Genomic DNA, 12,684 nt, shown 5'->3' on the forward strand with positions numbered 1-12,684 from the left:
ATCTTGACGTCAAGATATATCTAACCACACGCGGCTGTCCTTGTCAGTCCACCCCTACCCGGCCATCTTTCCCCGGACCCGGGCGGTTGTCTGCCCGTGGGCGGCCGCTCACGGCCTTCGCTCCAGCACGGCGATGCACTCGACGTGGTGCGTCATCGGGAAGGCGTCGTACGCCTCGAGCGTGGAGAGGACATAGCCGTGGTCGGCGGCAGCCCTGACGTCGCGCGCGAGCGCCGACGGGTCGCACGCGACGTAGACGACACGGCGCGGCCCGAGCTGTCCGAGCAGCGCCATGACCTCCTTGCCGGCCCCCGTCCTGGGCGGGTCGAGGACCGCAAGATCGGCCGTGACGCCCTGGGCGACCAGAGAGCGCAGCTCGCGGTCGACACGGTTGGCACGCCACTCGACGTTGTCGAGGTGCTCGGTGTTGGTGGCGCCGTTGTCGACCGCACGCCGGTCGCCCTCGACGCCGAGCACGAAGCCGTCCGGTGCGACGAGCTCGCCGAGGCGCATCGTGAACAGGCCCGACCCGGCGTACAGGTCGACGACCTTGTCCCCGGACGCCGCGCCGAGGAGGGCGACGACCCGGCTCAGGAACGTCGACGCCGCGCCGGGATGCACCTGCCAGAAGCCGCGCGCCGCGACGACGTACTCGCCCTCCCAGCCACCGTCGCGTACGAGCTCGCCGACGAGTCCGGCGGACCCGTCGGCCTTCTCGGGCGCGGGGAGCGCCACGAGCACCGGCTCGTCGGGATGGGCCGCGTCGACGACGTCGACCGACTCGACGTCGGGCCACTCGGTGTCGAGCACGCCCGAGTCGACGATGCCCCTCGTCGCGATGAGGCAGTCGTCGAGGGGTACGACGTCACGCGACCGGTGCTGCCGGAGACCGGCGTGGCCTGCTCCGTCCACGGCGAACTCGACGCGTGTGCGCCAGCGCAGACCGGCCTCGTCACCGGGGACCGGGCGCACGTCGACGTCCACGTCGAGCCCCGCGAGCCGCATGAACTGCTCCCGGACCACGTCGGCCTTGAGGGCACGCTGGGTGTCGAGCGAGGCGTGCTGGAAGTCGCACCCGCCGCAGCGGCCGGGAGCGGCGTACGGGCAGGGGGCCTCGACGCGTCCGGGCGCGGCCCGGAGCACCTCGACGGCATCGGCACGAACGAACTTGTCACCGACTCGGCCCTCGGTGACGCGGGCGACGACGTGCTCGCCGGGCAACGTGTGGCGCACGAAGACCACCTGGCCCTCGTGCCGGGCGACGCAGTGGCCGCCGTGGGCGACCGGCCCGACCTCGACGGTCCACTCGCTGCCCACGAGCGACTCACCGCCCTCGGCCCGCTCGCGCGTGCGGCGAGCGGTCACAGCGCTCCGCCGCGCACCGAGCCCGGGATGGGCGGCTGGTCGATCCAGTCACGCTCGGCGCCCTCGGACGACGCGAGCTGCCACGGCACGCTGACGACCATGACGCCCGGCGTGAAGAGCAGTCGCGCCTTGAGCCGCAGGGCGCTGTGGTTGTGCAGCACCTGCTCCCACCACTTCCCGAGGATGTACTCGGGCAGGTAGACAGTGACGATGTCACGCGGGTTGCCCGACCGGATCGACCGCACGTAGTCGAGGATCGGTCTCGTGATCTGGCGGTAGGGCGACGCGAGCACCTTGAGCGGCACCGGGATGTCGTGCCTGTCCCACTCGGCGAGCAGCGCCTGCGTCTCGTCGTGGTCGACGTCCACCGTGACGGCCTCGAGGTAGGTGGGTCGGCTGGCCCGGGCGTACGCCAAGGCACGCATCGTCGGCTTGTGCACCTTGGAGATGCAGACGATGGCGTGCACGTGGCTCGGCAGCATCGGCTTCTCGACGTCCCAGTCGATGGCGAGCTCGTCGCGCACGCGCGAGTAGTGCTTCTTGATGCCGAGCATGAGGAAGAACAGCACCGCCATGGCGAGGATCGCGTACTTGGCGCCGGCCTGGAACTTCGTCAGCAGGACCACGACGAGCACGATCCCCGACATGGCGGCTCCCACCGCGTTGATGATCCGCGAGCGCTGCATCCGCGCGCGCTCCTTGGCATTGCGCTCGAGCCTCAGGTGACGCGTCCAGTGCCTGACCATGCCGGTCTGGGACGTGGTGAAGGAGACGAACACCCCGACGATGTAGAGCTGGATCAGCGCGGTGACCTCGGCCTTGAACACGATGACGAGGAGCATGGCCGATCCGGCGAGGATCAGGATGCCGTTGCTGAACGCGAGCCGATCTCCGCGCGTGTGCATCTGGCGGGGAAGGTAGCCGTCGCGCGCGAGGATCGAGCCGAGCACCGGGAAGCCGTTGAAGGCGGTGTTGGCTGCGAGGACGAGGATCAGGCCCGTGACGATGGAGACGAAGATGACACCGAGCGGGAAGTTCGCGAACACCGCCTCGGCGAGCTGCCCGATGGCAGTGTGCTGCACGTAGGAGTCGCCGACCGGCTGGCCGTCGCGCAGGAGCTGGGCGCCCGGGTCGTCGGCGATCTTGACACCGGTCCACTGGCTCAGCGCGATGATCGACCCCAGCATGACGATCGAGAGCGTGCCCATGAGCAGCAAGGTGGTGGCGGCATTCGCGCTCTTCGGCTTCTTGAAGGCAGGTACGCCGTTGGAGATCGCCTCGACGCCGGTGAGCGCCGCGCAGCCTGACGAGAAGGCCCGCAGCAGGAGGAAGGCGGCAGCGATACCGGTGAGACCCTGCCCCGGCTCCGGCTCCAGGGTGAGCGATGCGCTCTCCGCGGGGGTGAGCGATCCCGAGAAGTGCTGGATGAAGCCGTAGATGCCCATTCCGATGATGGCGAGCATGAAGGCGTACACCGGCACCGCGAACGCCTTGCCCGACTCGCGGACCCCGCGCAGGTTCATCGCGGTGAGGAAGGCGATGAGGCCCACCGCCACGATCACCTCGTTCCCGCGTACGAAGTCGAGGACGGTGGAGGCGTTCTGCACACCAGAGGAGATCGAGACCGCGACGGTGAGGACGTAGTCGACCAGCAGTGAGCTCGCGACGGTCAGTCCCGCGCGCGGACCGAGGTTGACCGTGGCCACTTCGTAGTCACCGCCCCCCGAGGGGTACGCGTGCACGTTCTGGCGGTACGAGGCGACGACCACCACCATGACGAGCACCACGGCGATCGTGATCTGCCAGCTGTGTGTCGTGACGAACGCGCCACCCGCGAGGCCGAGCATGAGCAGGATCTCGTCGGGCGCGTACGCCACGGACGAGAGCGCGTCACTGGCGAAGATCGGCAGCGCAAGCCGTTTGGGCAGGAGCGTCTCGCCGAGCTTGTCGCTACGCATCGCGCGACCGACGAGGAGGCGCTTGAACAGCGAACCGGTACCTGGCACGACGACACTGTATGACGGATCGCCGGGCCGTACTGACTCACTCGCGGGCGGCGTCCGACCCGTGGTCTCAGGTCCCGGCGGCGTGTGCGGGCCGCCCGGTGGGGCCGCCGCGAACGGTGTAGCGTCGCGTCCGTGCACTTCGTCATCATGGGATGCGGCCGAGTCGGGTCGACCCTCGCCCGCACCCTGGGCCGCAGCGGCCACGACGTCGCGATCATCGACGCCGACGCGTCCGCGTTCCGTCGGCTCGGCACGTCCTTCGAGGGTCAGACCGTGACCGGGATCGGTTTCGACCGAGACACGCTCATCGCCGCCGGCATCCGCGATGCCTACGCGTTCGCGGCCGTCAGCAGCGGCGACAACTCCAACATCCTCGCAGCCCGCGTGGCGCGCGAGACCTTCGGAGTCGAGCACGTCGCGGCGCGCATCTACGACCCGCAGCGCGCCATGGTCTACCAGCGGCTCGGCATCCCGACGGTCGCGACGGTGCGCTGGACGTCCGACCAGATGATCCAGCGACTGCTGCCCCAGGGTGCCGTGCCCGAGCTCACCGACCCGAGCGGCAAGATCGTCATCGCCGAGGTGCCGCTCGCCGACGGATGGGTCGGCAAGCCGCTCACCCTGGTCGAGGAGCAGACTGGCGCGCGGGTCGCCTACGTGACCCGCCTCGGCGAGGGCACGCTCCCCCGGCCCGACATGGTCGTCCAGCAGGGTGACCTCGTGCACGTCGCCGCCCCCCGAGACGACCTCGCCCGCGTCGAGCGCCTCTGCGACCAGGCCCCGGCCGCCCACTGACCGGCACAGGAGAAGAAACCCCCATGCGCGTCGTCATCGCCGGAGCCGGAAGCGTCGGCCGCTCCATCGCCCGTGAGCTGCTCGGCAACGGCCATCAGGTCCTGCTCATCGACAAGGACGCGGACGACGTCCAGGCCTCGCGTGTCCCCGAGGCGTCGTGGCTGCTCGCGGACGCCTGCGAGCTCGCGGCCCTGGAGGAGGCACGGCTCGAGGAGTCCGACGTGTGCGTCGCCGCCACCGGGGACGACAAGGCCAACCTCGTCCTGTCGCTCCTCGCCAAGACCGAGTTCGGCGTGCCGCGCACCGTCGCCCGCGTCAACAACCCCAAGAACGAGTGGATGTTCGACGAGTCGTGGGGCGTCGACGTCGCGGTCTCGACGCCACGCCTCATGACAGCGCTCATCGAGGAGGCCGTCAGCATCGGCGACCTGGTGCGCATCTTCGAGTTCCAGCAGGGGCGCGCCTCGATGGTCGAGATCACCCTGCCCGAGGGCAGCCCGTTCGCCGGGCGCCGCGTCGGCGACGTCGACTGGCCCTCCGACACCGTGCTCGTCGCGATCATCCGCGAGGAGCGGCCCCTGGCACCGACGCCGGACGACGCGATCGAGGCCGGCGACGAGCTGCTCTTCATCACGACGACGCAGCAGGAGGGCCACCTCCAGGACCTGGTGGCCCCGGACCAGCGTCACCGCACCGACGACGACAGCTGACTCCGGGTCGCGATCTCTCCGGGATGGAGTCAGGCAGCGCGGGCGGGGTCGATCGGTGTGCGGCCGCGCACCAGGATCGCGCCCATAGCGGTCACCGCGAGCAGGTAGGCGGGCCAGCCGAGGACGACCTTGGCGACGCCGAGCGCCGCGACCTGCTCGGCGAGGTACAGCGGAACCATGATCGAGAGCCGCACGACGTTGAGGGCGATGAGCACCCACGCGAGCCTGGCCGCGACCGTGACGATGCCCGCGTGTCGGCGCCACCAGGTGGGGTCCTCCGCGAAGGCCTCGGGCTCGGCGACCCCCACGACGAAGCCGAAGAGCGGCCAACGCGTCAGGTTGGTCAGGAGCAGGACCACGAGCAGGCCGGCGTTCTGGAGCATTCCCGGCAGGAAGGCGTCCTCGGCGCGTCCTGAGCGGAGCGCGAAGAACGCCGAGATGCCCACTCCCACAGCGGCATACGCGATGAAGCGTGGGTCCTGGCGCTGGACCAGCCGGACGAGCAGCAGGATCGCGACGCAAGCGCCGGCCACGACGAGGGCGAGCTTCAGGTCCTGGCTGCGCGACCACGTCAGCGCGAAGGCGAGCGTCGGCACGGCCGACTCCGCCGCACCGCGCCAGCCGCCGATGGCCTCGGACAGCTTGTCGCGCAGCAGCTCCTCGACAGTCTGGTAGCGGCGCAGGTCGGCCTCGGACCGATCCACCCGGTCGCCGTGCCCGGTGTCTGCCCCGGGTGCGGCAGCGTCCCGATCCGCTTCAGCCATTGGACTGTCCGACCCGGCCGATGATCTCGTAGGCCGGGTTGAACATCGTCAAGACCTTCCGGCGGGCGGTGATACGGCCCGTGGCCTGGATCTTGATGCCCGGCACGATCCCCGCGATCCGGCGGCGCCCGAGCCAGATCAGGTGCAGCGACTCGGTGCCGTCCCACACCTCGACATCGAGCGCCGGCGTCTCCTCGCGGGGGCGCAGGGTCACGGAGCGGACCTCACCACAGACCGTGACACGCGTGCGCGGGCGAGCGTCGCGGATGTGGACGACGCCGTCGAGGTCTGAGGACTCCTGGCGCAGCTCGGCTGCCTCGAGCTCGTGGGACGACCGCGTCAGTCGCTCGGTGAGACGGCGGAGGACGCTGGGGCCGCCCGTGCTCACGAGGACGTCCCCGAGGGGCGCGGCGCGGAGAGACACGGGCTGACCATCAGCGGACCTCGGTGATCTCGGGACCGCGCTCGAAGGGCTTGAGGTCCTCAGTGGTCATGCCGGACTCGTCAGGCTCTGCCTGCTCAGCCCCCTCGGCGCCCTCCGCGTCAGGCAGGTGCAGCGGGAGCAGCTCGCGCGGCGGCATCGCCTCGGCACCGCGGTCGATGACCGTCGTGCGGATGACCTCGTGCACGGCGTCCGCGGCGGCTGGCTCGATGGCGGCCCGACCGGAGACCACGGCGCGGAGGAACCAGCGCGGACCGTCGACCCCGACGAAGCGCGCCGGCATGAACACGGTGCGGCCGTCGGGCCCGGACTGCGGCATCCGCGTCAACAGCTCCTCGCCGAACTCGCCCGTCAGCACCTCCGCGGTGCCACCGGCGTCGACGATGCTCGCGGCGATCTCGTTGCGGATGTCGATCCAGACACCCTCGGTGCGTGGCGCGGCGAAGGCCTGCAGCTGGACGGCGGACTCGCCGATCACGGCCGTGACGCCCGTGATCTGCTGCTCCTGCTCGTTGACCTCGAGCCTCAGCTCCATGCCCTGCTGGCCCTTGAGCCAGATGGCACCGAGATTGAGGTAGTCGCTGTCGTCGTCGACCTGTGAGCGGTCGAGCGGACCGGTCGTGCCGTCGCCGCGCGGACCTTCGGGGTCGGCACCGTCAAAGTCCGCCGCCTCGTCGAGGTCGTCGGCCAGGTCCGTGTCCACGGCCTCGGTGTCCGGGCGGTCCTTCGACTTGCCCCGGCTGAAGAGTCCCACGTCGTTTCCGTCCTTCTGAGTCCTGCTGTCCGGCGGGCGTCGTGCCCGCCGGAGAGGTGGTCGTCTCGGCGCTGACGCAGCGCCCGGCGAACCGTATCCGATGATCACGCCGTCGCGGGCGTCTCCCCCATCGTCGGCGAGGCGGCGCCCCCGGCACCGAACCCGCCGGTGGATCCGTGTCCAGTGTCCCCCCGACTGGTCTCGTCGAGCGAATCGACCGCGACGAAGCGCACCCGCTCGACGCGCTGGACGACGAGCTGGGCGATCCGGTCACCGCGGCGCACCGTGAAGGCTGTGCGTGGGTCGAGGTTGACCAGGTTGACGAGGATCTCTCCCCGGTAGCCCTCGTCGACGGTGCCGGGCGCGTTGACGATCGAGATGCCGTGTCGCGCCGCCAGTCCCGACCTGGGGTGGACGAAACCTGCGTGCCCGGGCGGGAGCGCGAGCGCCACACCAGTGGGGACGAGCACGCGCTCCCCGGGCTCGATCGTCACGTCGATGCGGGCGCAGAGGTCGGCGCCCGCATCACCCGGGTGGGCATAGCCGGGCAGCGGCAGGTCGGCGTCGAGCACGCGGACTGCGACGTCGAGGACGTCGGCCTCGACTGCGGGCCGGTCCGGGACAGCACAAGGGTCGGTCACGAGGACCGACCCTACTTGCTCCAGAGCATGCTGCCCGGACCGCGGTGCGCTCAGGCCGCGCACTCCGTGCAGATCATCATGCCGTTGCTCTCCTTGGCGAGCTGGCTGCGGTGGTGGACGAGGAAACAGCGTGAACAGGTGAACTCGTCGGCCTGCTTGGGCAGGACCCGGACCGACAGCTCCTCGCCGGACAGGTCGGCACCCGGGAGCTCGAAGCCCTCGGCCTGCTCGGTCTCGTCGACGTCCACGCTGGACGACGTCTTGTCGACGCGACGGGACTTCAGCTCCTCGATCGAGTCTTCATTGAGGTCGTCGTCGGTCTTGCGTGGCGCGTCGTAATCGGTTGCCATCTCGTTGTCTCACTTCTACTCGTGCTGCGCCTTGCGGTCTGTGACGCGAAGAACGTTCGTGGGGTCGTGCTTGTTCCCGCTGGGACCCTCGCTGTCAACCCCGCTGTTAACAGCCACGAAACGTCCGCGTGCGCGTATGGTGCCTGATCCCACCGGCGTTGTCACGTCGCCGGAGCCATTGTCTGAGACACGGGTCGGATCGGTCGGGTGGGACCTACCCTTTTCGGACCAACAGTTCACCCCCGCTTTGCCATCCACCTACCGAGGCGGGTGCACATTGGGGGTCCTACGGCGCGGTAGGGTCTCCGGACCCGACCGAACGACCCCACGGCCCGGAGGTGGCACCCATGACCGAGTTCGTCGACCAGATAAGGCAGCGCGTACACGACGCGTTGGGCGACCTCGCCGACGCCCAGGCGGCAAACGACGACTACCGCATCCAGGTGCACACCGGTGAGCTCGAGTCGTTCGCGCGCCTCGCGGCCGAGAACGGCATCCGCGTCCCCGAGCTCGAGCCGTTCCAGGCGGCCTGAGCGGGTCCGACCGGACCACCGGGGCGTATGCCGCCCGCAGCCTGACACACGAGGACGCCCCACCCGGCTCGGCCGGGTGGGGCGTTCGTCCGTGGCCGGGGTTGCTCAGCCGCCCGCGGTCTGCGTGGTGAAGAGGGCGTGCACCTGTCCTACGAGCTCCGGGCCGGCCGCGACCGTGAGCAACCTTCCGGGCGACTCCTGTTCGCCGACGACGACTCCCCCGGCCTCCTCGACGATCAGCCAGCCGGCCGCCAGGTCCCAGGCGTTGAGCCCCGCCTCGGCGTACGCGTCCACGGAGCCCTCGGCGACGCGGACGAGGTCGAGCGCGGCGCTGCCGATGCGGCGGATGTCCCGCACGAGTGGCAGCACGCGCAGCAGCACCTCGGCCTGGCGCGCACGGATCTCCGGCGCGTAGCCGAACCCGGTGGCGAGCAGGGTGCGGGCGAGGCGGTCCTCGGCGGACACGGTGAGGCGCTTCGGCTCGGCGCCGTCGTCCGACTCCGGGCGGGTCCAGGCGCCGGTGCCGTGACCGGCGTGGTGCACGAGGCGCAGGCACGGGTCGGCGACGGCGCCCGCAACGGGCGTCCAGCCGCCCTGGGAGTGGGCGTCACCGACGACGACGGCAACGGACACGGCATACGCGGGCACCTCGTAGAGGTAGTTGACGGTGCCGTCGATGGGGTCGATGACCCACGTGAGGCCCGACGTGCCGGCCACATCGGCGCCCTCCTCGCCGAGAATGCCGTCGTCGGGGCGGGCCTGCTGGATGAGCCGGTGCAGCAGCTCCTCCGAGCGACGGTCCATCACCGTCACGACGTCGGTCTCGGTCGACTTCGTGGCGGCGACGCCCATGCGGGGCGGGCGCTCGTCACGGATGAAGCGCGCAGCCTCCGTCGCGAGGGTGACGCAGAGCCGCTCGAGCTCCTCGACGGTGACGCCGTCGGGGAGGACGGGCTCGGTGCGGATGGTGGTCATCGGGTCCTCTCAGTCGCTGCCGCAGAGGGCAGGTCGGGCCTGGCGAAGGTTGGGGCAGCAGCCGGCGGCGCAGACCGATGGCATCCGTCCCTCGAACTGCGGCACCGGCTCGCCGCGGGCCTCTGCGGCGCGCTCGAGCAGGGCGTCGGCGAGGTCACTGACGAAGACGTCGCCGGTGCCGACGGTCGGAACCCGCACGAGCGCGACGCCGAGCTCGTCAGCCGTCTGCCTGGCCTCGGTGTCGAGGTCGTACACGACCTCCATGTGGTCGCTGACGAAGCCGATAGGAGCCACCACGACGGTGCGCACCCCGGACTCCGCGAGCTCACGGATCCGGTCGTTGACGTCCGGCTCGAGCCACGGTTGGGTGGGCGGCCCGGACCTCGAGCAGAAGACGAGCTCGCCCGTGAGGTCACGGTCGAGCGCCCGGTTGGCCTCCGTGGTCAGGCGCGACGCGAGCGCGAGGTGCTGGCGCCGGTAGAGGTTGCCCTCACCGTCGCCCGGCCCCGACGTGTCGTCCATCGCGTCGGGGATCGAGTGGGTGACGAAGAGCAGGCCGAGCTCGCCGTCGGGCGCGCCGTCGAGGGCGCGCAGGGCCCGCACGAGCTCACCGAGGTTGGCCTCGGCGAAACCCGGGCGGGGCGCGTACGGCGCCACCTTGTCGAGGTGGAGCTCGAGGCCCTCGTCGGCGAGGGACGCGGCGGCGTCGGCGAGGTTCTCGCGGTACTGGCGGCACGACGAGTAGCTCGAGTACGCGCTCGTCGTGAGGACGACGATGCGACGGTGCCCGGCGGCGTGCGCGGCGCGGAGGGTGTCGTCGATGAACGGCTCGCTGTTGCGGTTGCCCCAGAGCACCGGCGTCTCGATGCCGCGTGCGTCGAGCTCGGAGCGCACCGCGGCGATGAGGGCGCGGTTCTGGTCGTTGATCGGGCTGCGTCCCCCGAACAGGTAGTAGTGCTCGCCCACGGCGGCGAGGCGCTCGTCGGGAATGCCGCGTCCGGCCGTGACTCGGCGCAGGAACGGCATGACCTCGTCGGGGCCCTCGGGTCCGCCGAAGCCGAGCAGGAGCACGGCGTCGTAGGGGGCGAGGCCGAGGTCGGCCGCCGGGGATGTCTCTGCTGTCATGTCTCCGCCATGGGTCTGGGTGTTCTGATCTCGGGCTGCTGGACCGTCACGTCGACGCGGACGTCCGGAGCGGGGTCGGGGCGTTGAGGTCGAGGCGGACGGCGAGCACGCGGACCGCGAAGACGAGTCCGGCGGCGGCCCAGAGGACCCAGTCCTGGAGCGAGCCGAGCTCCGCCGCGACGACGATGATGATCGAGCCGAGCATGGCAGGGATGGCATACAGCTCCCTGCGCAGGACCTCGGGCACCTGCCCCGCGAGCAGGTCGCGCACGACGCCTCCGCCGACCGCGGTGATGACGCCGACGAGAACGGCCGCGATGGGGGAAACACCGAGGGTCGTGACGGCCTTGAGGCTGCCCGCAACCGCGAAGGCGGCGAGACCTGCAGCGTCGAGAAGCCGGACGAGGCGCGTGATCCGCTCGACTCCGGGGTGGAAGAGGAAGGTGACCACACCGCCGAGCGCAGCAGCGGTCAGCAGTCGCCAGTCGCTGATGCCGACCGGCGGGATGTCACCGATGAGCAGGTCACGCACGATGCCGCCACCCAGGGCTGCGGCGCACGCCAGGACGATGACGCCGAAGAGGTCGAAACGCTTCTTGACGGCGACGAGCCCACCTGACAGCGCGAAGACGAACACGCCGACGAGGTCGAGGGCGAGCTGCGCGGACGAGAAGGAGGTTGGCATGCCAGAGCAAACGGTACCCGTGCGGCGTGGTCGCTTTGGTGGGCGCCCAGCCCGGTGGCATGCTCGACTGCACAGCGCACCAGACGGCAGCACCACGTCAGCACCACGTCAGCACCGCGTCAGCACCGCACGAATTGCAGACTCGTCACCGGGAGACCCACCCATGCACCACCTCAGGCTCGTCGGCGTCCACGAGGACGGAATGCACCTGATGCTGGCCGACGACGAGGGGAACCGCTTCTCCGTCCCGCTCGACGAGGCGCTCCGGGCGGCGGCTCGACGCGACGTCCCGCGGCTCGGCCAGCTCCAGATCGAGATCTCGGGCGGCTTGCGCCCCAAGGACGTCCAGTCGATGATCCGCGCGGGCCTGACAGCCGAAGAGGTTGCGGAGCGCGCCGGCTGGCCGGTCGAGAAGGTGCACCGCTACGAGGGCCCGATCCTCGCCGAGCGCGAGCACGTCGCGGGCCTCGCCCGCCAGGTGCGGCTGCGTGCTCGTGGCGGCTCGCACGGCGGGGCCCCGACTCTCGAGGCCCGCGTCGCCGAACGCCTCAGGAGCCGTGAGATCGACGGCGGGTCCGCGCGCTGGGACTCGCGTCGCACCGACAAGGGCGCCTGGACGCTCCTGCTGCACTTCAACGCCGGTGGGCGCCAGCGCGAGGCGGCCTGGCACTTCGACCCCCTGGCCCGCACCGTCTCCGCCGTCGACGACGAGGCTCGCTGGCTCAGCGAGGACGAGGACCAGCAGGCCCCAGGACCGATCCCGGCCCCGCACCTGAACGCGTCGACACGCCCCAGCCGCGTCTACGACGTCGAGGCCGAGGGTGGTGTGGGCGCGCCGTCCCGCCGTCGCGAGGGTGAGACGGTCGACCTCATGGCGGCGATGCGCGAGCGGAGCTCCCAGCGCGGCCGCCGCAGGCGGCCGAAGTCCGCCGAGGTGCCGGGCCTCGACAGCGCCCCGGAGGAGGCGCTTCCCCTCGAGGAGCTCGCCCGCGACCCGCGCGAGGAGATCCCACCTCCCGCGCACACGCATCCCGAGGACGACCCGGAGGTCGTCAAGAGCGGCACGACCGAGGAGCGGGTGGGCCCCGAGGTCGCCCGGCGCCGGGCGCGTCGTGCTGAGCCGACCCAGCCGGTTCAGCAGGTTCCGGACGACGCGACGCCGACAGGCGCCGACGGCGCACGGACCGGCGCGACGGGTGAGGCGACAGTGACCGACGCCGCCGACACGACGGACGCGAGTCACGCCACCGAGGATGAGGGTGAGGCGAGGTCGACTGCACCCCGGTCACTCGCAAGCGTCGCATCCACGGTCTCCGACGAAGGGCCCACCTCGGCTCACGACATCGGCGACGTGCGTGATCTTGAGGCCGGGGACGATCGCGGCCACTACGACGACGACGTGCTCGAGCAGCGCGCCGCCGCCCCCGATCCGAAGCCGGCGCCGAAGCCCGGGCCGCCCGCACGAAAGTCCGGTCGTCCGAGCGTGCCCAGCTGGGACGACATCATGTTCGGTCGCCGCAACGACTGACCCTGCGGTTG

General features: G+C 71.0%; 14 protein-coding genes. 4 read left to right on the forward strand and 10 right to left on the reverse strand.

Features of this window, described 5'->3' with window-relative positions; all coding sequences use genetic code 11:
* Positions 1–108: 108 nt before the first annotated feature.
* Positions 109–1,365: a TRAM domain-containing protein gene (locus tag H9I49_RS20115; RefSeq protein WP_188032147.1), complete on the reverse strand. Its 1,257-nt coding sequence runs from the start codon at positions 1,363–1,365 to the stop codon at positions 109–111.
* Positions 1,362–3,323 carry an APC family permease gene (locus H9I49_RS20120; protein WP_223129029.1) on the reverse strand — a complete coding sequence of 654 codons (1,962 nt, stop codon included), beginning with the start codon at positions 3,321–3,323 and terminating at the stop codon, positions 1,362–1,364. The genes H9I49_RS20115 and H9I49_RS20120 overlap by 4 nt, the downstream gene beginning before the upstream one ends.
* Positions 3,324–3,503: 180 nt before the next feature.
* Between H9I49_RS20120 and H9I49_RS20125 the strand changes: the two genes are divergently transcribed.
* Positions 3,504–4,166, forward strand: a complete 663-nt coding sequence (locus H9I49_RS20125) for a TrkA family potassium uptake protein (RefSeq protein ID WP_188032149.1) — start codon at positions 3,504–3,506, stop codon at positions 4,164–4,166.
* 23 nt (positions 4,167–4,189) lie between these two features.
* Entirely contained in the window at positions 4,190–4,876 is a 687-nt protein-coding gene (locus H9I49_RS20130; RefSeq protein WP_188032150.1) for a TrkA family potassium uptake protein, read from the forward strand.
* A 29-nt stretch (positions 4,877–4,905) separates the two neighbouring features.
* Here the strand turns inward: H9I49_RS20130 and H9I49_RS20135 are convergent, their stop codons facing one another.
* The 5 genes from H9I49_RS20135 to H9I49_RS20155 form a co-directional block, all read right to left on the reverse strand.
* A complete protein-coding gene (locus tag H9I49_RS20135) occupies positions 4,906–5,640 on the reverse strand; it encodes a DUF3159 domain-containing protein (RefSeq protein WP_188032151.1) in 735 nt (244 codons plus the stop codon).
* Positions 5,633–6,064 carry an OB-fold nucleic acid binding domain-containing protein gene (locus tag H9I49_RS20140; protein WP_223128938.1) on the reverse strand — a complete coding sequence of 144 codons (432 nt, stop codon included), beginning with the start codon at positions 6,062–6,064 and terminating at the stop codon, positions 5,633–5,635. The genes H9I49_RS20135 and H9I49_RS20140 overlap by 8 nt, the downstream gene beginning before the upstream one ends.
* 10 nt (positions 6,065–6,074) lie before the next feature.
* The gene (locus tag H9I49_RS20145; RefSeq protein ID WP_188032152.1) at positions 6,075–6,836 is read right to left on the reverse strand and encodes a DUF3710 domain-containing protein; all 762 of its coding nucleotides are present in this window, start codon (positions 6,834–6,836) and stop codon (positions 6,075–6,077) included.
* Between the two features lie 104 nt (positions 6,837–6,940).
* Positions 6,941–7,477 (reverse strand): dUTP diphosphatase, encoded by a 537-nt coding sequence (gene dut, locus H9I49_RS20150; protein ID WP_370587674.1) that lies wholly within the window; start codon positions 7,475–7,477, stop codon positions 6,941–6,943.
* A gap of 50 nt (positions 7,478–7,527) precedes the next feature.
* A complete protein-coding gene (locus H9I49_RS20155) occupies positions 7,528–7,827 on the reverse strand; it encodes a DUF4193 domain-containing protein (protein WP_188032153.1) in 300 nt (99 codons plus the stop codon).
* Between the two features lie 347 nt (positions 7,828–8,174).
* Here H9I49_RS20155 and H9I49_RS20160 point away from each other — a divergent pair, with 347 nt between their 5' ends.
* Positions 8,175–8,360 carry a hypothetical protein gene (locus H9I49_RS20160; protein ID WP_188032154.1) on the forward strand — a complete coding sequence of 62 codons (186 nt, stop codon included), beginning with the start codon at positions 8,175–8,177 and terminating at the stop codon, positions 8,358–8,360.
* Between the two features lie 105 nt (positions 8,361–8,465).
* Here the strand turns inward: H9I49_RS20160 and H9I49_RS20165 are convergent, their stop codons facing one another.
* Genes H9I49_RS20165 through H9I49_RS20175 form a run of 3 tightly spaced genes read right to left on the reverse strand, consistent with a single transcriptional unit; the run spans position 8,466 to position 11,145 of the window.
* Entirely contained in the window at positions 8,466–9,335 is an 870-nt protein-coding gene (locus H9I49_RS20165) for an inositol monophosphatase family protein (protein ID WP_188032155.1), read from the reverse strand.
* A gap of 9 nt (positions 9,336–9,344) precedes the next feature.
* Positions 9,345–10,460, reverse strand: coding sequence for a ferrochelatase (locus tag H9I49_RS20170; RefSeq protein ID WP_188032156.1), 1,116 nt, complete (start codon positions 10,458–10,460; stop codon positions 9,345–9,347).
* Between the two features lie 46 nt (positions 10,461–10,506).
* Entirely contained in the window at positions 10,507–11,145 is a 639-nt protein-coding gene (locus H9I49_RS20175) for a trimeric intracellular cation channel family protein (RefSeq protein WP_188032157.1), read from the reverse strand.
* A gap of 163 nt (positions 11,146–11,308) precedes the next feature.
* Here H9I49_RS20175 and sepH point away from each other — a divergent pair, with 163 nt between their 5' ends.
* A complete protein-coding gene (gene sepH, locus H9I49_RS20180) occupies positions 11,309–12,673 on the forward strand; it encodes a septation protein SepH (RefSeq protein ID WP_188032158.1) in 1,365 nt (454 codons plus the stop codon).
* Positions 12,674–12,684: the final 11 nt, after the last annotated feature.

It is taken from the genome of Terrabacter sp. MAHUQ-38 (genome assembly GCF_014518425.1).
Taxonomy (GTDB): Bacteria; Actinomycetota; Actinomycetes; order Actinomycetales; family Dermatophilaceae; genus Terrabacter.

Coding starts and splice junctions, on each gene's coding strand:
- H9I49_RS20120 (WP_223129029.1), bottom strand. CDS start 3,323: ATGCGTAGCGACAAGCTCGGCGAGACGCTCCTGCCCAAACGGCTTGCG.
- H9I49_RS20130 (WP_188032150.1), top strand. CDS start 4,190: ATGCGCGTCGTCATCGCCGGAGCCGGAAGCGTCGGCCGCTCCATCGCC.
- H9I49_RS20135 (WP_188032151.1), bottom strand. CDS start 5,640: ATGGCTGAAGCGGATCGGGACGCTGCCGCACCCGGGGCAGACACCGGG.
- H9I49_RS20155 (WP_188032153.1), bottom strand. CDS start 7,827: ATGGCAACCGATTACGACGCGCCACGCAAGACCGACGACGACCTCAAT.
- H9I49_RS20160 (WP_188032154.1), top strand. CDS start 8,175: ATGACCGAGTTCGTCGACCAGATAAGGCAGCGCGTACACGACGCGTTG.
- H9I49_RS20165 (WP_188032155.1), bottom strand. CDS start 9,335: ATGACCACCATCCGCACCGAGCCCGTCCTCCCCGACGGCGTCACCGTC.
- H9I49_RS20170 (WP_188032156.1), bottom strand. CDS start 10,460: ATGACAGCAGAGACATCCCCGGCGGCCGACCTCGGCCTCGCCCCCTAC.
- H9I49_RS20175 (WP_188032157.1), bottom strand. CDS start 11,145: ATGCCAACCTCCTTCTCGTCCGCGCAGCTCGCCCTCGACCTCGTCGGC.
- sepH (WP_188032158.1), top strand. CDS start 11,309: ATGCACCACCTCAGGCTCGTCGGCGTCCACGAGGACGGAATGCACCTG.